Here is a 23463-nt window from a genome sequence, read left to right on the forward strand (position 1 = left end):
GGCAGGGGCTCTTCCCGCAGGACTCCCCGCAGGACGCGGGGTCAGCGGCGCTCGCGCAGGGGGAGGTCGATCGCGCCGGTCTCGCCGGCGTGGCGGGCCACGGGGATCCGTGTGCCGAGAACCTGGGCGACGACATCCTGTGCGATCTTCGACGCCGTGAGCCCGGCATCCGCCAGAATCTGGTCGCGCGACGCGTGGTCGATGAACTCGTCCGGAAGTCCCAGTTCATCCACGGCCGTGTCGATACCGGCCTCGCGCAGTACCTGACGCACTCGCGTGCCGATGCCGCCGACGCGGATGCCGTCCTCCAGAGTGATCACCAGGCGATGGCGGGCGGCGAGCTCGACGATCGACGGCTGCACCGGGATGGCCCAGCGCGGGTCGATGACCGTCGCACCGATGCCCTGCGCGCGCAGTCTCGCCGCGACATCCATCGCCAGCGCCGCGAACGGCCCGATCCCGACGATCAGCACGTCCTCGGACTCGCCGCGTGAGAGCACGTCGACGCCGTCATCCAGGCGTTCGATCGCCTCGATGTCGTCGGCGACGCCGCCCTTCGGGTATCGGATCACGGTGGGCGCGTCATCGACCGCCACTGCCTCTTCGAGGGCCTCGGCGAGGCGGGCGCCGTCGCGGGGTGCGGAGATGCGGATGTGCGGCACGATCTGCAGCATCGCCAGATCCCACATGCCGTGGTGGCTCGGACCGTCGGGACCGGTGACCCCGGCACGATCGAGCACGAAGGTCACGCCGGCCTTGTGGAGGGCGACGTCCATCAGCACCTGGTCGAAGGCGCGTCCCATGAAGGTCGCGTACAGCGCGACGACCGGGTGCAGTCCGCCGTATGCGAGTCCTGCGGCGGAGGCGACGGCGTGCTGCTCGGCGATCCCGACGTCGTACACCCGCTCGGGGAAGCGCTCGGCGAACGGGGCGAGACCCGTCGGGCGCAGCATCGCGGCGGTCATGGCGATGACCCGCGGATTCTGCTCCCCCACACGCACCAGCGCGTCGGAGAACACATCCGTCCAGCCCCGCGAGCTCGAGCCGAGCGGCTCGCCGGTGACCGGGTCGATGCGGTTCACAGCGTGGAACTGATCCGCTTCGTCGTCGCGGGCCGGCTGGTATCCGCGCCCCTTCTCGGTGATCGCGTGCACGATGACCGGCGCCCCGTAGGACTTCGCGAGCTCGAGCGTTTCGATCAGGGTGGGGATGTCGTGGCCGTCGACCGGGCCCAGGTACTTGATGTCGAGGTTCGAATACAGCGCCTCATTGTTCGTGAAGCGTGAGAGGAACCCGTGGGTTCCGCCGCGGACGCCGCGGAACAGCGCACGCCCGACGGGCCCGAACGCACGGAAGAACCGATCGGAGCGGTGGTGCAGGTCCTTGTATGCGCCGGCAGTGCGAACGCGGTTCAGATAGCGCGACATGCCTCCGATGGTCGGGGCGTAGGAGCGTCCGTTGTCGTTGACGACGATCACGAGGTTGCGATCATTGTCATCGGTGATGTTGTTGAGCGCCTCCCACGTCATGCCTCCTGTGAGAGCTCCGTCGCCGACGACCGCGACGACGTGGCGATCGTCACGCCCGGTGGCCGACAGGGCGCGTGAGATGCCGTCTGCCCAGCTCAGCGAGCTCGATGCGTGCGAGGACTCCACGACGTCGTGCACGCTCTCGCTGCGCTGAGGGTAGCCGGCGAGACCGCCCCGTACGCGCAGCGCGGAGAAGTCCTGTCGCCCGGTGAGCAGCTTGTGCACGTACGACTGGTGCCCCGTGTCGAAGACGAACGGGTCGTCCGGGGACTCGAACACGCGATGCAGCGCGATCGTGAGCTCGACGACGCCGAGGTTCGGACCCAGGTGTCCCCCGGTCTGCGACACGTTCTCGACGAGGAACGTGCGGATCTCCTCAGCCAGTTCGGTCAGCTGCGATCGGCTGAGCCCATCGAGATCACGCGGTCCGGTGATGCCGGGAAGAATGGGCATCAGCACCTCCTGAACGTCTTCACCAGCCGCCTCCCCTGGGTTGGACGACGACCATTCGATGTTACCGCCGGTGCCAGGGAATACCCCGAGCGCGCACCGCGTATAGGCGTGTGCATTGTCAGCCGCCGGCCTCTATGCCAGGCTCAAGCCGATGAACCGCTCCCAGAAGGTTGCGGCGGCCGCGTCCGTGCTCACTGTCGCCGGCATTGCCGCTGTCGCTGCCCCTGCTGTCGCCTCCGTCGTGTCAGAGCTCGGCGGCTGGGCACTGTTCAACCAGCCCGCAGCCACTCCCACGGCTGCACCGACCGCTTCTGCATCTACAACGGGATGGCGCTCGACCTGCTGAACGGCTACAGCCACGGTGCTGTAATCCAGCCCCGTGACGTGCTCACGCTCAATGCGAACCTTGTGACCGACTGGGTTTACCCGCACGCAGACGAGTAGGCACAACGCACAACGCCCCGCCCGGCCGGAGCCGAACGGGGCGCTTCATGGCGCAGAGACTAGACCAGCGAACGCAGCACGTACTGCAGGATGCCGCCGTTGCGGTAGTAGTCGGCCTCACCGGGGGTGTCGATGCGGACGACAGCGTCGAACTCGATCGTCTGCTTGCCCTCGGGCGAGTGCTCGCTCGGCTCGGCGCTCACGCGGACGGTCTTGGGCGTGTTGCCGTTGTTGAGCTCTTCCAGGCCCGTGATCGAGACGATCTCGGTGCCGTCGAGGCCCAGCGACTCCCAGCTCTCGCCGGCGGGGAACTGCAGCGGGACAACGCCCATGCCGATGAGGTTGGAGCGGTGGATGCGCTCGAAGCTCTCGGTGATGACCGCCTTGACGCCCAGCAGGCTGGTGCCCTTGGCCGCCCAGTCACGGGAGGATCCCGAGCCGTACTCCTTGCCGCCGAAGACCACCAGCGGAGTGCCTTCGGCCGCGTAGTTCTGGCAGGCGTCGAAGATGAACGACTGCGGAGCGTCGGGCTGGGTGAAGTCGCGCGTGAAGCCACCCTCGACCTCTGCACCGTCGTTGACGGCGCGCACGAGCTGGTTCTTCAGGCGGATGTTCGCGAAGGTGCCGCGGATCATCACCTCGTGGTTTCCGCGACGCGAGCCGAAGGAGTTGAAGTCCTTCTGGCGGACGCCGTGCTCCTCGAGGTACTTCGCCGCGGGCGTGCCGATCTTGATGTTTCCGGCCGGGCTGATGTGGTCGGTGGTCACCGAGTCGCCGAGCGTCGCCATGACGCGTGCGCCGGTGATGTCAGACACGGGGGTCAGATCCATCGACATGCCATCGAAGTACGGCGCCTTGCGCACGTAGGTCGAGTTGTCGTCCCACTCGAAGATCGGACCGGTCGGGGTGGGCAGGCTCGTCCAGCGCTCGTCGCCGTCGAAGACGGTGGCGTACTGTTTGATGAACTGCTCACGCGAGATCGACGAGTCGATGATGTCCTGGATCTCGCCGGGTGCCGGCCAGATGTCCTTCAGGAACACGTCGTTGCCGGCCTGGTCGGTGCCCAGAGCATCCGCCTCGAAGTCGAAGTGCATGGAACCGGCCAGCGCGTAGGCCACCACGAGCGGCGGCGAGGCGAGGTAGTTCATCTTGACGTCGGGGCTGATGCGGCCCTCGAAGTTGCGGTTGCCCGAGAGGACAGCCGTGACGGCGAGGTCGTGGTCGTTGACCGCCGCAGACACCTCGTCGATCAGCGGTCCGGAGTTTCCGATGCAGATCGTGCAGCCGTAGCCCACGGTGTAGAAGCCGAGGCCCTCGAGGTCCTTGTCGAGGCCGGACTTCTCGTAGTAGTCGGTGACGACCTTCGAGCCGGGGCCGAGCGTGGTCTTGACCCACGGCTTCTGCTTCAGGCCCTTCTCGCGCGCCTTGCGAGCGAGGAGACCGGCGGCGATCATGACCGACGGGTTCGAGGTGTTCGTGCACGAGGTGATCGCCGCGAGCGTGACCGCGCCGTGGTCGAGGATGTAGCTCTCGCCGTCGGGGGTCGTGACCGGAACCGGCTTCGACGAGCCGTTCACACCGCTGGAGATGTGCACCGGGCGGGTGTCGTGGTCCTCTTCACCGGGAACGGCGCCCGGGTCGGATGCCGGGAACGAGTGCTTCGACTCGAGGTCGACGAGGTCGTCCGAGGTCGAGGGCGTCGCGTAGTTGACGATGTCCTGCTCGAACTGGCTCTTGGCCTCGGAGAGGAGGATGCGGTCCTGCGGGCGCTTGGGACCGGCGATCGACGGCACCACGGTGCCGAGGTCGAGCTCCATGTACTCGCTGAAGACGGGCTCGTTGTCCGCGTCGTGCCACAGGCCCTGCAGCTTCGCGTACTCCTCGACGAGGGCCACTGCCTGGTCGTCGCGGCCGGTCAGGCGCAGGTACTCAGTGGTGACGTCATCGATCGGGAAGATCGCGGCGGTCGAGCCGAACTCCGGCGACATGTTGCCGATCGTGGCGCGGTTCGCCAGCGGCACGGATGCCACACCCGCACCGTAGAACTCGACGAACTTGCCGACGACGCCGTGCTTGCGGAGCATGTCGGTGATCGTGAGGACGACGTCGGTCGCGGTGACGCCGGCGGGGATCTCCCCGGTCAGCTTGAAGCCGACCACACGCGGGATGAGCATCGACACGGGCTGGCCGAGCATGGCCGCCTCTGCCTCGATGCCGCCCACGCCCCAGCCGAGCACGCCGAGGCCGTTGACCATGGTGGTGTGCGAGTCGGTGCCGACACAGGTGTCGGGGTACGCCTGGAGGACGCCGCCGTTGGTGCGGTCGTAGATGACTTTTGCCAGGTGCTCGATGTTGACCTGGTGGACGATGCCGGTTCCCGGCGGGACGACCTTGAAGTCGTTGAACGCGGTCTGGCCCCAGCGCAGGAACTGGTAGCGCTCGCCATTGCGCTCGTACTCGATCTCGACGTTGCGCTCCAGCGCGTTCTCGGAACCGAACAGGTCGGCGATGACGGAGTGGTCGATGACCATCTCGGCCGGCGAGAGCGGGTTGATCTTGTTCGGGTCGCCGCCCAGTGCGGTGACAGCCTCACGCATGGTGGCGAGGTCGACGATGCAGGGCACACCGGTGAAGTCCTGCATGACCACGCGGGCCGGCGAGAACTGGATCTCGGTGTTGGGCTCGGCCGTGGCATCCCACGATCCGAGCGCCTCGATCTGCGCCTTCGTGACGTTCGCACCGTCCTCGGTGCGGAGCAGGTTCTCGAGGAGCACCTTCAGGCTGAACGGCAGCTTGTCAAAGCCGGGAACCGTGTCGATCCTGAAGATCTCGTAGTCGGTGCTGCCGACCGTCAGGGTGCTCTTGGCACCGAAGCTGTTCACCGTGGACACGAATCCGTCTCCTTCTGATCTGGGGAGCGACAGGCGCTTCCATCTTGCTCGCCTGGGCCGCCGGCGGCTAGCAAGGCGCACCTAACAGTGTGCGCCCGGCCAGGCCTCGGCGGAAGACCACAATTTATCTTGATATCAAGATAAATCTATCACGAACGGGATGCCGGATCCTTCGGCGACTCGCGGGGGTAGAGGGCGCGCACGACGAGCCAGGTGACGGCGATGAGCGGGGCGAACAGCGGCAGCCCCATGATCAGCTTGAGGGTGCCGAGTGCGGTGACCTGGTCAGTCAGGTACAGCGGCAGCTGCACAGCCAGCCGCGCGAAGAACAGCACGGCCCAGGCGATTCCGAGCCAGGTGAACGCGCGGCGCTTGCGCTTGTCGGCGCGCCACCCTGTGGCATCCCCCATGAGGAATCCGGCGGCGATCCCGATCAGCGACCAACCGACCAGCGCGGCGACGAGGAACACCGTGCCGTAGACGGCGTTGGTGATCAGGCCCGGCACGAAGTTGTCCGCACCGCGACCGGTCCACAGCGCGAGTCCGGCCGCCGCGCCGGCGGCGATCAGGCCGCCCAGCGCCGCCGCGGGCGGAGACTTCTGCACCAGGCGCACGACGGTGAACACGGCGGCGAGCCCGACCGAGACGCCGAGCGACAGGATGAGCGGGTCGGGACGAAGCGTGAACAGGACGACGAACGCCAGGCTCGGCAACACGGATTCGAGGACGCCCCGCCATCCGCCGATCGCCGACCAGACGACCGTCTGCGTGTTGGCGTCGCCTGCCGGGTCGAGTCCCGCGCGACGAGCAGCACCACCCAGTGCCGCGCCGATAAGGTCCGAAGCGGATGCGGAATCGCGGTCCGCGTCAGGACCCTGGGCCTCCGGCGTGCTCACGCGGATCCGGGAGTGGCGGGCATCTTGAGCGGGATCAGATCGCGCGGCGGCATCGGAGATCCTCCGCGCACTACGACGATGGAGCGGAAAAGGTCCTCGACCTTGGCCGCCGCCTCAGGATCGGATGCCGCGGCGCCGCCGATCACACCGCGCAGGAACCAGCGCGGTCCGTCGACGCCGACGAAGCGGGCGAGGTTCAGCGTGGAGCCCTCGGAGGCGGGCCCCGGCACCTCCGCCAGAAGTTCCTTGCCCAGCGGTCCTTCGCGCTCTTCGACCCGGCCGCCCTGCTGACGCACCTGATCGATCAGCTGCATCCGCGTCTCGTGCCAGAGGCCGAGCGTGCGCGGTGCGGCGAACGGCTGGACCTGCAGCGAGGAGTCCGCGTAGTCGAGCCCGACGGCCACGATGCGCTTGGTCTGCTCTTCGACCTCGAGGCGCAGGTTGAGTCCTTCGCGAGGGAGGATCTTGATGCCGCCGAGGTCGATGTACGGACGGATCGGGTTCGCCTCGGACTCGTCGAACGGGCCCTCAGCGGCGCGGTTCGCCGGCGCCGACTTCGACGAGGGCTGGGTGATCTCTTCAGTCATTTCGTGCTTCCTGCCTGCTCGGCGACAGGGGTCGCCGTCTGGTATCCGGTCGAGCCGAACCCGCTCGCACCGCGCGCACTGTCCGGAAGCTCGTCGACCGGGATGAAGTTCGCGCGGGTCACCGGCATGATGATCAGCTGAGCGATACGGTCCCCGACGGCCACATCGTACGCGCTCGAGCTGTCGGTGTTCAGCAGGCTCACCTTGATCTCACCGCGATAGCCGGCATCGACGGTTCCCGGAGAGTTGACGATCGTGATGCCGTGCTTGGCCGCCAGACCGCTGCGCGGAACGACGAACGCCGCGAACCCCTCCGGCAGAGCGATGCGGACCCCGGTCGCCACCAGCGCGCGCTCACCGGGCTCGAGACGGACGGCCTCGGCGGCGACGAGATCCGCTCCGGCGTCACCGGGATGGGCGTAGTGCGGCATGACAGACGCGATAATGGGAAGATCAACGGAATCGCTCACCAGACGAGGCTAGTGCAGAACCCCATGACCGACACGCGCATCCGCTATCGCGAACGTCTTTCGCCGAGCCTGTGGATGCTGGTGACCGCCGCCGTCGCCGCTCCGATGCTCGCGCTGACGTTCACGCCCTACGGCGCACTGCCTGCGCTGCTCATCGGCGTCGCCGTCGCCGTGCTGCTGATCACGGCGCTCATCGCCGGCTCGCCCGCCATCCGCGTCGAGGGAACGGTCCTGCGCGCTGGTCGCGCGCACATCGACGCCCGCTGGCTCGGCGAGGTGACCGAGCTGAGCGGAGAGGACGCAAGAACCGCGCGTGGCTCAGGGCTGTCGGCGCGCGGCTGGCACCTGCTGCGCGGAGGCATCGACGGCGTCGTGGTCGTGCAGAACACCGACCCCGATGATCCAGTGACTTCCTGGACGATCTCGACGCGCACGCCCGACCGTCTCGCCGCTGCCATTCGCGACGCGGAGAGCGCGGCAGCGCGCGTCTGAGAACCGCGCATACGTGCGCGCGACGGGCGCACGCGCCGCGCATACGACAATGCGCCCCTGGCCGGGTGGCCGGGGCGCATGAACGTGAGTGCGACTGCGGTCAGGCAGCGCACTCCTTGCAGATGGGGCCATCTGCTCCCTCGTGGTCGAGCTGCGAGCGGTGCTTCACGAGGAAACAGCTCATGCAGGTGAACTCGTCCTGCTGCGCGGGCAGCACGACGACATCGAGCTCGAGGTCGGAGAGGTCGGCTCCCGGGAGGTCGAAGCTGGACGGGTTGTCCGAGTCCTCATCACCGGTCGCGCCGGACAGTTTGTCCGGCACACGCTCCTTGAGGGCTTCGATCGACTCGGAGTCGTCTTCGCTCTTTCGGGGGGCGTCGTAATCGGTTGCCATGCGGTAGATCTCCACTTTCATGGTGCTAGTGGGCGGTGCGCCGTCGGGTACGCGGCGGGCATAGTTTGCACGATGACGGAGCATTTCGCAAATGCCGTTCGCGCCACAGATCAAACTGACGGCGCGCCCAGGGTATTCCCCGGTCCATGCGTGCACACGTGACACGATGTTCGCACACCCATCAGAGGGGCATTCGCATGGAAAACGTCACAATCGTCGGCACAGAAGACGACCTGCTGATCCTCGCCACCGGTTCCGGCGAGCGGTTCGCGCTCGCCATCGACGACGTTCTGCAGCGCGAGATCCGTCGCGCCCGTCGCCGGAACGCCGACGAGGCGCCTCGCGTCAACGTCAGTCCTCGCGAGATCCAGGCGCACATCCGCTCCGGTCTCTCCGCGGCCGAGACTGCAGAGCTGCTCGGCATCGGCGTCGACGACGTCGCACGCTTCGAGGGTCCCGTGCTCGCCGAGCGCGAGCACATCGTCGGACAGGCGCTCGCGGTGCCCGTCCTCATCGGCAGCGAGGTCGAACCAGACGCGCAGCCCACCTTCGGCGCCGCGATCCGCGCCAAGCTCGTCGACCTGAACGCCTCCGCCGAGCGCTGGGCGAGCTGGAAGGGAGACTCCGGCTGGATCGTGAAGCTGGAGTTCACCGCCGCAGAGGTCTCGCACGACGCCCGCTGGAGCTTCGACCCGCGCCACAGTGCGCTGTCGCCGCTCAACGCGGACGCCACGCAGCTGTCCCGCCAAGGCTCGCTCCCAGAAGGGCTCATCCCGCGCCTGCGCGCCGTTGAGGGCGCCCGTCAGGAATCGCCGTACAAGGACGACAGTCGATTCGATTCCGGCGCGTTCGGCCCACGGCTGCTGCCCCCGCAGGAGACCGTCGATGAGCCGATCCTGCCGGAGCGCTCCGACCCCGCCGCGCAGAACGCCGCGACCAATCGTGCCCCCGATCAGAGCACGACCAGCCCGGAGACGGCCGATCTGCTCGAAGCGCTGCGTCGCCGCCGCGGGCAGCGCGAGAGCGCGCCACTCGTGAGCGACTTCGACGACGACGCTCAGCAGCCTTCCCACGCGTCCAGCCCGATCGCGCTGTTCGACTCCTTCGGCGCCGACACCGACATCGATTCCGATGACGAGCACGATGAGAAGCCCGCGCCAGAGCCCCAGGACACGTCCAGCCGTCGCCGCAGGCGCAACGCGATGCCCTCCTGGGACGAGATCGTGTTCGGCGCCCGCACGGACGACTGACCCGCCCCGCTCGCCCTACCCGCTTCGCTCACTGAGCCTGTCGAAACGTCAGCGACCGCCGGAGCTGAAGGCTCCCCGCCGGATGTACGGCACCTGACGCTCCTCCGGCGTCAGCGCGCCGTGCTGACCGACCATTCCGCGTGAGCGCTGGTCCTCGGCAGTGCCGTCGTAAAACGCTCTGTTGCCGCGAGACACGACCACCAGGTCGCCGATCCGCCCCGCGGCGTCGGCCGTCGTCTGTGCGCCGTAAAGCCCTGCGGCCAGCACTTCTGCACGACTGAGGACGTCGGCTTCTCCCTCGCTCGCGGATCGCCACGTGTCGAGGACGGCGGCGGCGTCGGCGTCCGGATCGAGGTAGACGTGCAGCATCCGCGGTTCGCCGCCGAAGTGCCGCACCCCGTCGAGGCGGGCGTCCCCCGCCTCGAGCACGACGTGACGGTGGGCGGGCACGTCGACCATGCCGTGATCCGCCGTGATGAGCACCCCGACCTGCCGGGGAGGTTCGCTCGCGAGAGCGTGGTCGATGTCTTCGAGGGCGGCGATCCACTCGGCCGAGTCGACGCCGTACTGGTGCCCCGCCTTGTCGACCTCCGGCAGGTAGCAGTAGATCAGCGAGCCCGGGATGTCGGCCGCGAGCTGATAGGCGATCTCAACGCGCTCTGACGGCGACTTCGCGGCAACGAACTCCGCACCGCGCAACGTCGCCTTCGTGAATCCGCTGCGTGCGTACTTCGCGATGCCGAGCGCGTATGCCGGATGACCTGCGGCGACTGCGCGCTCGAACACGGTGGGCTGGGACTGCCATGCGAGCGGGTCGATCCCGTCGGACTCCCAGCCGGAGAGCAGGTTCACCAGCCGGTCGCGAGCACGATCGAGCACGCGGTAGCCGACCAGGCCGTGCGCTCCTGGCTCGACGCCGGTGAGGATCGTCGTCAGTGCCGCAGCCGTCGTCGTGGGGAACACCGAGTACGCGACGTCCTTCTTCCCGACGCCCGCGATGAGGTGCCGGGCGTGCCCGGAGTGCGCGCGCAGCTGAATGGCGCCGAGTCCGTCGATCACGATCACGACGACCGACCGGGCCGGAGCCAGAGCTCCAGGTCCGCCCCGCAGAGCGGACAGAAGGTCATCCGCCACCCCGCTGATGTTCCGGGCTGAGGCGGGCGCGGTCGGTAGAATCAGAGACATCCGAGCCAGTCTCCCACAGGCTCACCCGCGTCCCCAGGAAGTCCATGCCCCGCACCGAATCAGCCGAGCCCGCCGAGGAGCGCATCCAGGACATCGATCTGTCCAGCGAGATGCAGGGTTCGTTCCTCGAGTACGCCTACTCGGTGATCTACTCCCGCGCGCTCCCCGACGCACGTGACGGGCTCAAGCCCGTGCAGCGCCGCATCCTGTACCAGATGGCCGAGATGGGGCTGCGGCCCGAGCGCGGTCACGTCAAGAGCGCGCGCGTCGTCGGCGAGGTGATGGGAAAGCTGCACCCGCACGGCGACTCGGCGATCTACGACGCTCTGGTGCGTCTCTCCCAGGACTTCGCGCTGCGCGTCCCGCTCGTCGATGGCCACGGAAACTTCGGGTCGCTCGATGACGGCCCTGCGGCGTCCCGCTACACCGAGGCACGCCTGGCATCGTCCGCGCTCTCACTCACGGAAAGTCTCGACGAGGACGTCGTCGACTTCATCCCGAACTACGACGGCCAATTCCAGCAGCCGTCCGTGCTGCCTGCCGCGTTCCCGAATCTGCTCGTCAACGGCGCCAGCGGCATCGCCGTCGGCATGGCGACCAACATGGCGCCGCACAACCTCATCGAGGTCGTCGCCGCCGCCACGCATCTGCTCGAGCACCCGGATGCCACGACCGAAGAGCTCATGGAGTACGTGCCGGGCCCCGACTTCCCCTCCGGCGGCATCCTGATGGGCCTGGACGGGGTCAAGGACGCCTACGCGAACGGCCGCGGCGCCCTCCGTGTGCGCGGCAAGGTCTCCGTCGAACCGCTCGGCCCTCGCCGCACCGGCATCATCGTTACGGAGCTGCCGTACATGGTCGGGCCGGAGCGTCTGATCGAGAAGATCCGCGACGCCGTGCAGGCGAAGAAGCTGCAGGGCATCAGCGACGTCAATGACCTCACCGACCGGCAGCACGGACTCCGCGTGGCGATCGGCATCAAGACGGGCTTCGACCCGAACGCGGTGCTCGAGCAGCTGTACCGGCTGACGCCGCTGGAGGACTCCTTCAGCATCAACAACGTCGCCCTCGTCGAGGGCCAGCCGCGCACGCTCGGCCTCAAGGAGATGCTGAGCGTCTACGTCGGACACCGGCTAGAGGTCGTCACCCGCCGCAGCCGCTACCGCCTCGCCCGACGCGAAGAGCGACTGCACCTGGTCGAGGGACTCCTCATCGCGATCCTCGACATCGACGAGGTCATCCAGGTCATCCGCTCCTCTGAGGACTCGGATGAGGCCCGCACGCGCCTGCGCCAGGTCTTCGATCTGTCGGAGCTGCAGGCGGAGTACATTCTCGAGCTGCGTCTGCGCCGCCTCACGAAGTTCTCGCGTATCGAACTCGAGGCAGAGCGCGACAAGCTGCTGGCCGAGATCGCCGAGCTTCGCGAACTGCTCGGCGACGAGGCGCTGCTGCGCGCCCAGGTAGCCATGGAGCTGGATGCCGCGGCAGAGGCCCACGGCACGCCCCGGCGCACCCTTCTCCTGAACGCCGCGCCGCCGAAGCCGCGCAGCACCAAGGGCCCCGTAGACCTCCAGATCGCCGACAGCCCGACCACGGTGGTCCTGTCCACCACCGGCCGCGCCGTGCGCGTCGATCTTGCGGACGGGCAGCTGCTGCAGCCGGCGGCGCGACGAAGCAAGCATGACGCTGTGCTCGCTTCGCTGCTGACGACGACGCGGAGTGAGATCGGCGCGGTCACGACGGCGGGACGCGTGCTGCGCTTCTCCCCCGTCGACCTGCCATCGGTCCCCTCTTCATCCGTGCACCTTTCGGCAGGCGTGCATCTGCGCGATTACATCGGGCTGCTCGACAAGAGTGAGCGCGTCGTCGCGCTGCTGCGCTTCGACGACGACACACCGTTCGCCATGGGCACGCGTTCGGGCATCGTCAAGCGCGTCGTCCCGTCCGCGCTGCCCGTGCGTCCGGAGACCGAGGTCATCGGGCTGAAGGCCGGCGACGCGGTGGTGGGCGCGGCATCCGCACCGGATGCCGCCGAACTGGTGTTCGTCACCTCCGATGCGCAGCTGCTGCACTATTCGGCGTCGACCGTGCGGCCGCAGGGCGGACCTGCCGGCGGCATGGCCGGTGTCAAGGTGGGCACAGGCGCCGAGGTCATCTCGTTCTCTGTCATCGCGGCCCCGGACGCGGCCGTCGTCGTCACGGTCTCCGGCGCCGACGGCACGATCGCCGGAACCGATGCCGGACGGGCCAAGGTGTCGCTGTTCGCCGAGTTCCCCGCCAAGGGACGCGCCACCGGCGGAGTGCGCGCGCACTCGTTCCTGAAGGGCGAGGACCGTCTGCGCCTGGCGTGGGTCGGACCGGAGGGCGCCCTCGCCGTCGGCACCGACGGTGCGGCGCGCACGCTCCCCGAGGCCGGTGCCAAGCGCGATGCGTCCGGTCAGCCCCTGGACGCCGTCATCGGATCGGTCGGCACGGTCCTCGGCGCCTGAGGTTTCCGGCCGGCTTCGGACTCCTGGAATGGAACCAGGCTTCGACTCGTCGCTGCGCTCCTCGCTCAACCCGTTTCGTCTCGCTGCGCTCGCTCAACGCCCCGCGAGAAGTTCCCCGCACGCTCGCGCAGGTTCGAACCGCAGACCCAAGCTGCGGGTCGTTGAGCGGAGGCGGCGAAGCCGCCGAAGACGAAACGGCTTGAGCGAGCGAAGCGAGTCGAAAGCACTCCCCGCCAGCAAACCGCCGATCAGGCGTCGATGGACTCGCGCGAGAGCTGGTCGGACGATTCGACGATGAACTCGCGACGCGGCGCGACCTCGTTGCCCATCAGCAGCTCGAACACCCGCCCGGCGGCCTCGGCATCCTCCATGCGCACCCGGCGCAGCAGTCGGCCTGACTTGTCCATCGTCGTGTTCGCCAGCTGATCGGCATCCATCTCACCGAGACCCTTGTACCGCTGGATCGGCTCGTGCCAGCGCTTGTTCGCCTTGCGGAGCTTCGCGAGCAGCGCGTGCAGCTCCTGCTCCGAGTAGGTGTAGATCGTCTCGTTCGGCTTGGAGCCGGGGTTGATGACGATCACGCGATGCAGCGGCGGAACAGCGGCGAACACGCGGCCGGCCTCGATGAGCGGGCGCATGTACCGGAAGAAGAGTGTGAGCAGCAGCGTGCGGATGTGCGCGCCGTCGACGTCGGCATCGCTCATCAGGATGATCTTGCCGTAGCGGGCCTGATCGATGTCGAAGGTGCGGCCGGAGCCCGCTCCGATGACCTGGATGATCGCGGCGCACTCGGCGTTGGAGAGCATGTCGCCGATCGACGCCCGCTGCACGTTGAGGATCTTGCCGCGGATCGGCAGCAGCGCCTGCACTTCGCTGTCGCGGGCACGGCGGGCCGTGCCGAGCGCCGAGTCGCCCTCGACGATGAACAGCTCGCTGCGCGAGACGTCGTTGGAGCGGCAGTCCACGAGCTTCGCGGGCAGCGACGACGATTCGAGCGCGTTCTTGCGCCGCTGGGTCTCCTTGTGCGCGCGTGCGGAGACGCGCGCCTTCATCTCGGAGACGACCTTGTCGAGCAGCTGGCTGGCCTGATTCTTGTCATCGCGCTTGGTGGAGGTGAACCGGGCGCCAAGCTCCCTGCGCAGCACCTGTGCGACGATCTGCCGCACGGCGGGCGTGCCCAGCACCTCCTTGGTCTGCCCCTCGAACTGCGGTTCCGGAACCTCGACGGTCAGCACGGCGGTGAGGCCCGCGAGCACGTCGTCCTTCTCGAGCTTGTCGTTTCCGACCTTGAGGCGTCGAGCGTTCTGCTCGACCTGCGAGCGGAGGACCTTCAGCAGCTCCTGTTCGAAGCCCTGCTGGTGGGTGCCGCCCTTGGGCGTTGCGATGATGTTGACGAAGGATCGCGTGACGCTGTCGTAGCCGGTCCCCCAGCGCATCGCGAGGTCGACACGGCATTCGCGCTCGACCTCGGTCGAGGCCATGTGCCCGTCGGGCTGCAGCACCGGCACGGTCTCCTTGAACGTGCCGGAGCCCTGGATGCGCCAGGTGTCGGTGATCGGAGCATCCATCGCGAGATAGTCGACGAACTCCGAGATGCCGCCCTCGTAGAGGAACGAGGTCTCCTTCGGCTCCTCTTCTCGCTCATCGCGGATGACGAGTTCGAGCCCCGGCACCAGGAAGGCGGTCTGACGCGATCGCGTCTCGAGCTCGCCGAGCTGGAACGCGGCATCCTTCGTGAAGATCTGACGGTCCGCCCAGTAGCGCACCCGCGTTCCGGATACTCCGCGCGGCGCCTTGCCGACCACGCGCAGCTCACTGCTCTTCTCGAACGGGGTGAACGGGGCGTCGGGGCGCTTCTCGCCGGAATCCTTGAACAGGCCGGGCTCACCGCGGTGGAACGACATCGCGTAGGTCTTGCCTCCGCGGTCGACCTCGACGTCGAGACGCTCCGAGAGCGCGTTGACGACGGAGGCGCCGACACCGTGCAGACCGCCGGATGCCGCGTAGGAACCGCCGCCGAACTTGCCGCCGGCGTGCAGCTTCGTGAAGACCACCTCGACCCCGGTCAGGCCGGTGCGCGGTTCGACGTCGACGGGGATGCCGCGGCCGCGGTCGTGCACCTCGACACTGCCGTCGGCGTGCAGGATCGTCTCGATGCGGGAACCGTTGCCGCCGACCGCCTCGTCCACGGCGTTGTCGATGATCTCCCAGAGGCAGTGCATGAGCCCCGGCGAGCCGTTCGAGCCGATGTACATGCCGGGACGCTTTCGGACCGCTTCGAGCCCTTCGAGCACCTGAAGATGATGGGCGGAATACTCGGCGGTCACGAGAATCAATCCTATTCGCCAGGCGGCGTGGCGTCCCGCAGACACTCCCCGAACACCGAGCACCCGTGAGCAGTCCGTACGCGGTGAGCGAAACACGCCGCCTTCCGGGCATTACTCACATGAGAGCGTGGTTGTATTGAGCACATTCAAAGAAACGGACGCCGATACCCGAGGAGGCACCGAGATGAACGCTACAACCGAACGTGAGACCTCCACCGTCGAGTACCGCCTGACGGCTGCGGATCGCTGCGACTCCTGCGGAGCGCAGGCCTACATCGCCGCTGAGGTGAACGGCTCCGAGCTCCTGTTCTGCGCGCACCACGGCCGCAAGTACGAGGAGAAGCTGCGCAGCATCGCCACGTCGTGGCACGACGAGACCGCGCGTCTTGTCGACGCCGTCTGAGCTCCCGCCGCCGGTGAGGTTCAGACCGGCACGCGTTGCACAGTCGAGCTGAGCCTCGTCAGGATCTCCTCGCCCACAGTGTCGATGCGCTCCGCGAGCGCAGTCGCGTCGGATTCCCCCGACTCCCCCGGACCGAAGACGCTGACGAGATCGCCGACCTGCGCGCCGTCCCAGCTGTCCATCGTGGTCGCGACATCACCGACCGCGCGAATCCGGCGGACTCCGGCCGGCGTTCCGACCGGGGCGCCTGCGAGGACCGACGGCAGCCCGTGCAGCGCGCCGATCCCAACGGTCGCCTCGCCCTCGCGGACCTCGACGACGCGAGCGCGCAGAGTGGCGACGGGCCGGATGCCCGGGATCTCGGGTCCGTCGGCCGACCGGATGCCGTAGCAGAAGGCTCCGATGCGGCAGACGGTGCCGCGGAGCTCGGGTCGCCACCAGGACGCGGCGGAAGCCGTGAGGTGCGTGTCGCGGGGGCTCAGGCCCGCGGCACGGACCGCGTCCACCGCGCGACGGAAGGCTGCGGCCGCCTCGTCGTCCTCCGCGTCGCTGGCCTCGGCAAGATGACTCCACACGCCGATGACGTTCAGGAGACCGGCGCGCTGCGCTTTCGCCGCCTCGGCGACGAACTCACCCCAGTCCTCTGGACGGACGCCGTTGCGGCGCAGCCCGGTGTCGATCTTCAGATGCACATCCGCCGCTCGGCCGCGACCGCGCGCCCCGGAGATCACGCGCTGCAGGTACTCCGCCGTCCCGATTCCGAGCTCGAGTCCGGCATCCAGCGCCGCCGCGATCTCGTCATCCGCCGATGTCGTCCAGGCGAACACCCGGGCGTCCGGACGGCACTCTCGGATGCGCAGACCGGTGTCGACGTCGAAACTGCCGAAGTGGTTCAGCGCGCTGTCGGAAGCGAGGGCGTCGAGCACCCATGCGATCCCGTGGCCGTATGCATCGTCCTTCATGGCAAGCATCAGCCGCGACGGCGCGATGTGGTCCCGCACCGCGGCGACGTTCCGAACGAGCTGCGCGGCCGAGAGCTCCAGCACAGGTGTCGTCACCGTGTCCATTCCCGCACCGCCTTCGCTCCTGCGACCGCGACGAGCTCGGTCGCACGCATGCCGGTCGCCTGCACCCAGGTCGCGAGTGCCTCTCGAGCGGGCCCCGTCCCCCCGAAGTACACGACCTCATCAGAACTGTCTTCGGCCGCCTCAGCAGTCTCCAGATCGACGACGCAGACATCCATGGCGACCCTGCCGACGACGGGACGCATCTCTGCGCCGACCCCGACCCGTGCGTGATTGCCGAGTGCACGGACGATCCCCTGGGCGTACCCGCCTGTCACCAGCGCGATAGTCGTATCGCGCTCAGCACGGTGCGTGTACCCGTACGAGACGGCCTCCCCGGCGCGCAGCAGCTTTCGCGACAGAATCCGGCCGGTGAGCGTCATGGCCGGGATCATCCCCGAGCCGGGCAGGCCGTAGAGCAGGATGCTGTCGATGTCGGGTACTCCGGCTGTGACGGCATCGATCCCCTCCGCCGTGAGTGTTTCGGCGAGTTCGGCGTCGTCGACGAGGACGCGACGGGCACCGGCATCCCTGACCGCCAGCGCAGTCTCGTATGCTCCGTGCCCGTACCCATCGGCACGCAGATCGGCGATCTCTCCCCCGGCGCCCACCGCCGCACTCGCCGAGGCGCGGAGCGCGTCCGACGAGATGATCGCCCGCGGAAGGCTGCCGGGAACCGTCACCGCCGGCTGGCCTCGATCACAGGGCGATGCTTGGCACGGCTGCCGGTGCGGATGCCGGTGGCGCTGACGCGGGTCTCATACAGCCCCGGCGTCCAGTTGCCCTCGATCAGCAGCGGGCCTTCGGGGGTGACCGCGACATCCCAGCCGATGTAAGGCACCGAGGGCACTTCTTGGGCGGCCCGGGTGACGAGCTCCACGACGCGATCCCACATCGGAACCTCGAACTCGACGATCGACTTGCCGGAGTCCGGGTGCGTCTCGTAGCGCGACTTGTGCTTGCCGGTGTGGCCCGGTCCGAACGAGCGTCCGTGCTCGTCGATCATGGTGAAGAAGCCGCCCCAGGTGAACTGGTCGCTGACGGCGCCGCGGCCGAACTTCTGGGCGGCCATGAGGACGTGCACCTTCTCGCCGTCGAAGAAGGTCGCGACACGGGTGGTGTTGACCGTACCGGCGCAGTACTCGGCCAGATACGGGTGCTGGACGATGTTCTGCTCGATCAACCGCTGGCCCTTGTCGCGCAGTTCGTCGCGGAACGCGTTCCAGTCGGCGACATCCGACGCCTCGTAGCGGAACACGCCCTTGCCCTCGCGTCCGACCGGTGTCTTCGCGATGAACACCGGGTTCTTCTCCGCGAAGGCCTTGAGCGTCTCGGCATCCGCCTGGTCCAGGTCGAGCCAATCGCGGCCGAGGTACTCGGCGAACCGCCGGTTGAAGTCGAGCTTGTTCTCAAAATTGTGGATGTCCGCGCGCTTGTTCACCGCCTGAGCCAGATGATGCTGGATCAGGGAGGTCATGAAGGTCTTGCGCTCGGCTTTGCTGAGCAGCGCGAAGTCGGCTTCGTAGTAGTCGATGTACGCCGTGTCGTGGAACGCCGCCCAGATCAGCATGTCGCAGAACACGCGCGGAGCCCACTTGCCCTGCTCCTCGGCGATCTGGGAGGCGAAGGACCACACCCGGCTCAGATCGAACGACGTCAGTCGCTTCAGGATGTACTTCATGCGCGCAGTCAGCGCGACGTCTCGAGACAAAACGACCCTTTCGAGATGGACAGTCCGACCTCCCATCGTAGTCGTTCGCCTCGCAGAACCCCCGAGAGCCGCGTGTTAGCCTGGCTGAGTGGATCAGAAGCGCTTACGCGTTCGGTATCTCTTCGACCGGGCACGGCGACTGAATCCGACGCAGTTGATTGAACTCGCCCGTCAGGTGAAGCGAGTGTCGAAGGCCCCGGTTCCCGTCATCGTCGCCGACATGCTCTGGTGTTCGGTTCGCTACGAGATGGGCTTCCGCGACTACGCCGTGTGGGACATCCGTCTCCTGAACGGCCGTGAACGCGCGACGTGGATGACGCACCCGAAGGCGTTCCGTCTGAACAAGACGCTCAACGGCCCGGACTCCAAGGTCATCCTCGGCGACAAGGCGCGCTTCCTCACGGACTTCGCCGATCTGGTGCGCCGCGAGTGGATCGACGCGGCCGCCGCGACGGACGACGAGGTGGCCGCGTTCCTGCAGCGGCACCCGCGCGTGATCGCCAAGCCGGCCGCCGGCGAGGGCGGGGCAGGAATCGCCATCTTCGAAACCGCGCAGATCGAAGACGTCGCAGCATGGCGCGCCGAGCGGATCGAGAAGGATCAGACGCTGCTCGAGCAGGTGCTCACGCAGCATGACGATCTGAACGCCATTTATCCGGACAGCGTCAACACGGTGCGGATGATCACCTACCGCGACCCCGCGGGCGAACTCCATGTGATCGCCTCAGTGCTGCGGATCGGCAACGGTGCTGTGATCGACAACTTCGCCTCCGGCGGCATGTTCACGATGCTGGACGACGACGGCGTCGCCCAGTACCCGGGCGTCGACAAGCAGTCGAACATCTACCGACAGCATCCCGTCACCGGCACGACGATCCAGGGCGTCCGCGTGCCGTTCTATCCCGAGGTCGTCGAGATGATCGCCGAGGCCGCCAAGCGTCTGCCCACCGTGCCGTACGTCGGCTGGGATGTCGCGATCACGCCCGAGGGGCCCGCTCTCATCGAGGCGAACCACAACTCCAGCGTGTTCCAGATGAAGCCATCGGCATCCGGGATCCGGACGGGTCTGCTGCACCGCTATCGCGACGCCATCGGCGCCGACGTCGTCGACAACCGGCGCTGATCGCGGTCCCCCGCGGATCCGGACGCGGTCAGCCGCGACGCCGCCGCACGGCGTCGACGGCGACGGTGAGCTCCGGCGCGCGGAACAGCGCGAGCAGACCGACGTAGACGAGAACGCTCACCACGGCGATCGCGCCGGCACCGAGTATGCCCTGCAGCATACCCTGCAGCATCCAACCCTCGGTTCCGCCGGCGATCATGAACACGGCCCATCCGGCTGCTCCGGCAGGGATCGCCATCAGGATGAAACGCGTAAGTGCCCACCACGTGCTGCCCAACCCGAGCGGACCGATCTTGCGGCGCAGCAGAACGACGGCGATGATCGTCTGCACGATGCCGGACAACGACTGCACCAGCGCGACTGTCGCGGCCAGCCGCTCGATCGGCGTCGTCGCTGCGACGACGAGGGTCAGCACGAGCACCAGCGACCCCTGCACGACGGTGAACACGAACGGTGTGCGCGCATCGCCGTAGGCATAGAAAGTGCGCTGGATGATGAAGAGCACTCCCATCGGCACCAGGCTCACGAGATACGCGATCAGCACCGGAGCCATCGCACCGGCCTCTGCCGGGCTGTTCGTGAACACGCGCGACGCAGGCACGGCAGCAGCGGTCACGGCGGCGACGGCGATGACGGTGAACAGGCCGAGGATCCGGATCGACTGCCCCACGTCGGCTCGCAGTTCGGTGTGCCGTTTCGCCGCAGAATGCTCGCTGATCCGAGTGAAATACGGGGTTCCGATCGCCAGGATGATCATTGAGTACGGCAGCATGTAGACGAGCCATGCATACTGTGACGCGGCGACAGAGGCGTACTCTCCGGACGCGGTCGACGCCGTGGTGATCGTACGCGACTGCACGATGCCTACCGCCTGACCGATGAGCGTCGTCAGCAGCGTCCACGTCGCGAGCTTGCCCATGTGGCCCAGGCCCATTCCGCGCCAGCGGAAATCGAACTTCAGTGGAATGCCGGCCCGCCGCCAGAAGAACACCAGCACGACGGTCTGCGCGACGACGCCGAGGGTCGCGGTGCCGGCGAGGGTGATCACCATCGAGGTGTCCCAACCCTCGAGCGTGTTGCGGTTCTGCCCGAACAGCACGATGAACAGGATGAAACCCGCGATGGATACGAAGTTGTTGACGATCGGCGCCCACGCGTACGGTGCGAACATCTTGCGGGCGTTGAGGATCTCGCCGAGCAGCGCGAACATGCCGTAGAAGAACAGCTGCGGGATGCACCAGTACGCGAACTGTGTCGCCAGTGCGTGCTCTGCGGGACCGAAGTTCGCAAAGAGGCTGATCAGCAGCGGTGCGCACAACGTCGCGACGAGTGTGACAACGCCCATGATGAGCGCACCGAGCGTCAGCAGCTTCGCGAGGAAGTCGTGACCGCCATCCTTCTGTGCACTGACCCGCACGACCTGCGGCACGATGACGCCGGTGAGGACGCCAGCCGAGATCACCATGTAGATGCTGTTCGGCAACTGATTGGCGACTCCGAACGCATTCGGCGCCTGGCCGAATGAGTTGATCGCCACCACGAGCACGACCGTGCGCAGCAGACCGGTGATGCGGGACGTGAAGGTGCCCGCTGCGATCATCGCACTGGCGCGGCCGAGCCCCATGCGTGCCCCTCTCAGTTCCGGCGAGACGCCGTCAGCGGTTCAGACGGCGCGGATGATGCCCATCGGCGTCGACTGGTGGCCCTGTCCGAGCGGATTGTCCTGCAGGATCCGCACCAGGCGATCGTCACCGGCGCGGTCGAGCGTCGATCCGAGGATGTTGCCGCCGAGGTCGTTGATGTCGACGACCGCGACGTCGGCGGTGCCGCCGATCAGCTTCTTCAGATGGGCTGCCACGGCACGGGGGTTCTCGGGTCCGAGCACGACCGCCTGGTTGTACGGCGGGATGGTGTGCTTGGTCGGCCCGTCGATCGCGCGTGCCTTGTCGCCTGCGATGCGATAGAAATCACCCTTGCGTCCGAACGCCTTGGTGACGGCGGCCACGGCCGAGGCGAACAGGATGCGGGGCGTTCCGCACTCACGCAGCGCCATCTCCATCGTCTCGGGCATGCCGAGGCCGATGCCGTAGGGGGTGCGCGTGACGTACTTCGACAGGAACAGCGCAAGCTTGCGGGGCTTGATCTCATCGAGCCGGTACGACCGGCCCTGCGTGATCGCCACGATCTTCTCGGTCACGAAGAGCAGATCCCCCGGCTGCACGGCATCCGCCGCGTACTCGGTTACCACGGCATCCAGATCGTCGTCCGGCATGACGACGCGGGTGCGCAGCGGGATGCGGGCGTAGCTCTTGCCGTCGACGCTCGCCTCGAGCGCCTTGCCGTCGTTCGCCTGCATCACTCGAGGTAGTCCCGCAGCGACTGCGAGCGGCTCGGGTGACGCAGCTTGGCCATCGTCTTCGACTCGATCTGGCGGATGCGCTCACGCGTGACGCCGAACGTGTCGCCGATCTGGTCGAGAGTCTTGGGCTGACCGTCGCCGAGACCGAAGCGCATGCGGATCACGCCCGCCTCGCGCTCGGAGAGCGAGTCGAGGAGCTGCTCGAGCTGACGCTGCAGCATCGTGAAGCCGACGGCGTCGGCGGGCACGACGGCTTCGGTGTCCTCGATCAGGTCACCGAACTCGCTGTCGCCGTCCTCGCCGAGCGGGGTGTGCAGCGAGATGGGCTCGCGACCGTACTTCTGCACCTCGACGACCTTCTCGGGCGTCATGTCGAGCTCGCGGCTGAGCTCTTCCGGAGTTGGCTCGCGTCCCAGGTCCTGGAGCATCTGGCGCTGCACACGGGCGAGCTTGTTGATGACCTCGACCATGTGCACCGGGATGCGGATGGTGCGGGCCTGATCGGCCATCGCGCGGGTGATGGCCTGACGGATCCACCAGGTGGCGTAGGTCGAGAACTTGAAGCCCTTGGTGTAGTCGAACTTCTCGACGGCGCGGATCAGACCGAGGTTGCCCTCCTGGATCAGGTCCAGGAACTGCATGCCGCGGCCGGTGTAGCGCTTGGCGAGCGAGACGACGAGACGGAGGTTGGCGCCGAGCAGGTGGCTCTTGGCCCGCTGACCGTCGCGGGCGACCCACTGCAGGTCGAGGCCCAGCTGGCTGGTCTTCTCGGCTGCGGACATCGCCGACAGCTTCTCCTCGGCGAACAGACCGGCTTCGATGCGCATCGCGAGCTCGACCTCTTCGGCCGCGTTCAGCAGCGCGACCTTTCCGATCTGCTTCAGGTAGTCCTTGACAGGGTCGGCGGTCGCGCCGGTGATCTGCGTGGAGTAGACCGGGACGTCGTCCTCGTCCTTCGATGTGAGGACGATGGCGCCGGTGGGCAGCGGCTCGGTGAACGCCGGCTTCTTGCTGTCGTCGTCTTCGGCGTCTTCGACGACGCCGTCCGGCACCGCCTCTGCGGGGGCTTCGTCGTCCGAGGCCTTCTTCCGCTTCGCCGGTGCCTTCTTGGCCGCGGGGGCCTTGGCTGCGGCGGTCTTCTTGGCGGCAGGCTTCTTCGCCGCCGGCTTCTTCGCGGCAGCAGTCTGCTCGGCCTCGACGGCCTCTGCTTCCGGCTCGGTCTTCTTGGTCGTCCGGGTGTTCTTCGTAGCGGCAGGAGTCACGTTTCGCCTTTCACGGGGCAGCGCACTCGCCCCGGGACATTTCGGACACTAGTAAGACCCTTGTCAAGTCGTCAGCGCGAACGCGGACCATTGACAACGGGTCGGATTACCAGTATCGCACACGAATCGTGAGC

General features: G+C 67.6%; 20 protein-coding genes. 6 read left to right on the forward strand and 14 right to left on the reverse strand.

The window, feature by feature from the left end; genetic code table 11:
* Window positions 1-41: 41 nt before the first annotated feature.
* Window positions 42-1982 carry a 1-deoxy-D-xylulose-5-phosphate synthase gene (gene dxs / locus MAE01_RS06415; RefSeq protein WP_147038726.1) on the reverse strand — a complete coding sequence of 647 codons (1941 nt, stop codon included), beginning with the start codon at window positions 1980-1982 and terminating at the stop codon, window positions 42-44.
* A gap of 151 nt (window positions 1983-2133) precedes the next feature.
* On the opposite strand from dxs, the gene MAE01_RS06420 reads away from it, so the two are divergent.
* Complete coding sequence (locus tag MAE01_RS06420; protein ID WP_147038727.1) at window positions 2134-2328, forward strand: hypothetical protein; 195 nt, start codon at window positions 2134-2136, stop codon at window positions 2326-2328.
* Window positions 2329-2485: 157 nt separating this feature from the next.
* Here MAE01_RS06420 and MAE01_RS06425 read toward each other — a convergent pair whose 3' ends face one another.
* From MAE01_RS06425 to dut, 4 genes are all read right to left on the reverse strand, one after another.
* Window positions 2486-5317, reverse strand: coding sequence for an aconitate hydratase (locus MAE01_RS06425; protein ID WP_147038728.1), 2832 nt, complete (start codon window positions 5315-5317; stop codon window positions 2486-2488).
* Between the two features lie 149 nt (window positions 5318-5466).
* Window positions 5467-6213: a DUF3159 domain-containing protein gene (locus MAE01_RS06430; RefSeq protein ID WP_147038729.1), complete on the reverse strand. Its 747-nt coding sequence runs from the start codon at window positions 6211-6213 to the stop codon at window positions 5467-5469.
* Window positions 6210-6800 carry a DUF3710 domain-containing protein gene (locus MAE01_RS06435; protein WP_147038730.1) on the reverse strand — a complete coding sequence of 197 codons (591 nt, stop codon included), beginning with the start codon at window positions 6798-6800 and terminating at the stop codon, window positions 6210-6212. Before MAE01_RS06435 ends, MAE01_RS06430 begins: the two co-directional genes overlap by 4 nt.
* Window positions 6797-7270, reverse strand: a complete 474-nt coding sequence (gene dut, locus MAE01_RS06440) for a dUTP diphosphatase (RefSeq protein ID WP_186806142.1) — start codon at window positions 7268-7270, stop codon at window positions 6797-6799. Before dut ends, MAE01_RS06435 begins: the two co-directional genes overlap by 4 nt.
* Window positions 7271-7294: 24 nt before the next feature.
* On the opposite strand from dut, the gene MAE01_RS06445 reads away from it, so the two are divergent.
* Complete coding sequence (locus MAE01_RS06445; protein WP_147038731.1) at window positions 7295-7762, forward strand: DUF3093 domain-containing protein; 468 nt, start codon at window positions 7295-7297, stop codon at window positions 7760-7762.
* Window positions 7763-7862: 100 nt separating this feature from the next.
* Here the strand turns inward: MAE01_RS06445 and MAE01_RS06450 are convergent, their stop codons facing one another.
* Entirely contained in the window at window positions 7863-8156 is a 294-nt protein-coding gene (locus tag MAE01_RS06450) for a DUF4193 domain-containing protein (protein WP_147038819.1), read from the reverse strand.
* Between the two features lie 197 nt (window positions 8157-8353).
* Here MAE01_RS06450 and sepH point away from each other — a divergent pair, with 197 nt between their 5' ends.
* The gene (gene sepH, locus MAE01_RS06455) at window positions 8354-9406 is read left to right on the forward strand and encodes a septation protein SepH (RefSeq protein WP_147038732.1); all 1053 of its coding nucleotides are present in this window, start codon (window positions 8354-8356) and stop codon (window positions 9404-9406) included.
* A 48-nt stretch (window positions 9407-9454) separates the two neighbouring features.
* Here the strand turns inward: sepH and MAE01_RS06460 are convergent, their stop codons facing one another.
* Window positions 9455-10591 carry an alkaline phosphatase family protein gene (locus MAE01_RS06460; protein WP_229718187.1) on the reverse strand — a complete coding sequence of 379 codons (1137 nt, stop codon included), beginning with the start codon at window positions 10589-10591 and terminating at the stop codon, window positions 9455-9457.
* A 44-nt stretch (window positions 10592-10635) separates the two neighbouring features.
* Between MAE01_RS06460 and MAE01_RS06465 the strand changes: the two genes are divergently transcribed.
* Window positions 10636-13080 carry a DNA gyrase/topoisomerase IV subunit A gene (locus MAE01_RS06465; RefSeq protein WP_147038733.1) on the forward strand — a complete coding sequence of 815 codons (2445 nt, stop codon included), beginning with the start codon at window positions 10636-10638 and terminating at the stop codon, window positions 13078-13080.
* A gap of 248 nt (window positions 13081-13328) precedes the next feature.
* On the opposite strand, the gene MAE01_RS06470 is transcribed toward MAE01_RS06465, so the two are convergent.
* Window positions 13329-15407: a DNA gyrase/topoisomerase IV subunit B gene (locus MAE01_RS06470; RefSeq protein ID WP_147038734.1), complete on the reverse strand. Its 2079-nt coding sequence runs from the start codon at window positions 15405-15407 to the stop codon at window positions 13329-13331.
* A 184-nt stretch (window positions 15408-15591) separates the two neighbouring features.
* On the opposite strand from MAE01_RS06470, the gene MAE01_RS06475 reads away from it, so the two are divergent.
* Window positions 15592-15810 carry a DUF7455 domain-containing protein gene (locus MAE01_RS06475; protein ID WP_147038735.1) on the forward strand — a complete coding sequence of 73 codons (219 nt, stop codon included), beginning with the start codon at window positions 15592-15594 and terminating at the stop codon, window positions 15808-15810.
* A gap of 20 nt (window positions 15811-15830) precedes the next feature.
* Here the strand turns inward: MAE01_RS06475 and MAE01_RS06480 are convergent, their stop codons facing one another.
* Genes MAE01_RS06480 through MAE01_RS06490 form a run of 3 tightly spaced genes read right to left on the reverse strand, consistent with a single transcriptional unit; the run spans window position 15831 to window position 18555 of the window.
* Entirely contained in the window at window positions 15831-16877 is a 1047-nt protein-coding gene (locus tag MAE01_RS06480) for an alanine racemase (RefSeq protein ID WP_147038736.1), read from the reverse strand.
* Window positions 16865-17557, reverse strand: a complete 693-nt coding sequence (locus MAE01_RS06485; protein WP_229718186.1) for an alanine racemase — start codon at window positions 17555-17557, stop codon at window positions 16865-16867. The genes MAE01_RS06480 and MAE01_RS06485 overlap by 13 nt, the downstream gene beginning before the upstream one ends.
* Window positions 17554-18555 (reverse strand): sugar-transfer associated ATP-grasp domain-containing protein, encoded by a 1002-nt coding sequence (locus MAE01_RS06490; protein WP_186806143.1) that lies wholly within the window; start codon window positions 18553-18555, stop codon window positions 17554-17556. Before MAE01_RS06490 ends, MAE01_RS06485 begins: the two co-directional genes overlap by 4 nt.
* Window positions 18556-18673: 118 nt before the next feature.
* Here MAE01_RS06490 and MAE01_RS06495 point away from each other — a divergent pair, with 118 nt between their 5' ends.
* On the forward strand, window positions 18674-19708 hold the full coding sequence (locus MAE01_RS06495) for a sugar-transfer associated ATP-grasp domain-containing protein (protein WP_147038738.1): 1035 nt from the start codon (window positions 18674-18676) through the stop codon (window positions 19706-19708).
* A gap of 28 nt (window positions 19709-19736) precedes the next feature.
* On the opposite strand, the gene murJ is transcribed toward MAE01_RS06495, so the two are convergent.
* From murJ to MAE01_RS06510, 3 genes are read right to left on the reverse strand one after another with little or no spacing between them, the layout of a single operon-like run.
* On the reverse strand, window positions 19737-21332 hold the full coding sequence (murJ, locus tag MAE01_RS06500) for a murein biosynthesis integral membrane protein MurJ (protein ID WP_147038739.1): 1596 nt from the start codon (window positions 21330-21332) through the stop codon (window positions 19737-19739).
* 39 nt (window positions 21333-21371) lie between these two features.
* A complete protein-coding gene (locus tag MAE01_RS06505; protein ID WP_186806144.1) occupies window positions 21372-22064 on the reverse strand; it encodes a coenzyme F420-0:L-glutamate ligase in 693 nt (230 codons plus the stop codon).
* The gene (locus MAE01_RS06510; RefSeq protein ID WP_147038741.1) at window positions 22064-23329 is read right to left on the reverse strand and encodes an RNA polymerase sigma factor; all 1266 of its coding nucleotides are present in this window, start codon (window positions 23327-23329) and stop codon (window positions 22064-22066) included. Before MAE01_RS06510 ends, MAE01_RS06505 begins: the two co-directional genes overlap by 1 nt.
* Window positions 23330-23463: the final 134 nt, after the last annotated feature.

Source organism: Microbacterium aerolatum, from assembly GCF_007988825.1.
GTDB classification, from domain to species: domain Bacteria; phylum Actinomycetota; class Actinomycetes; order Actinomycetales; family Microbacteriaceae; genus Microbacterium; species Microbacterium aerolatum.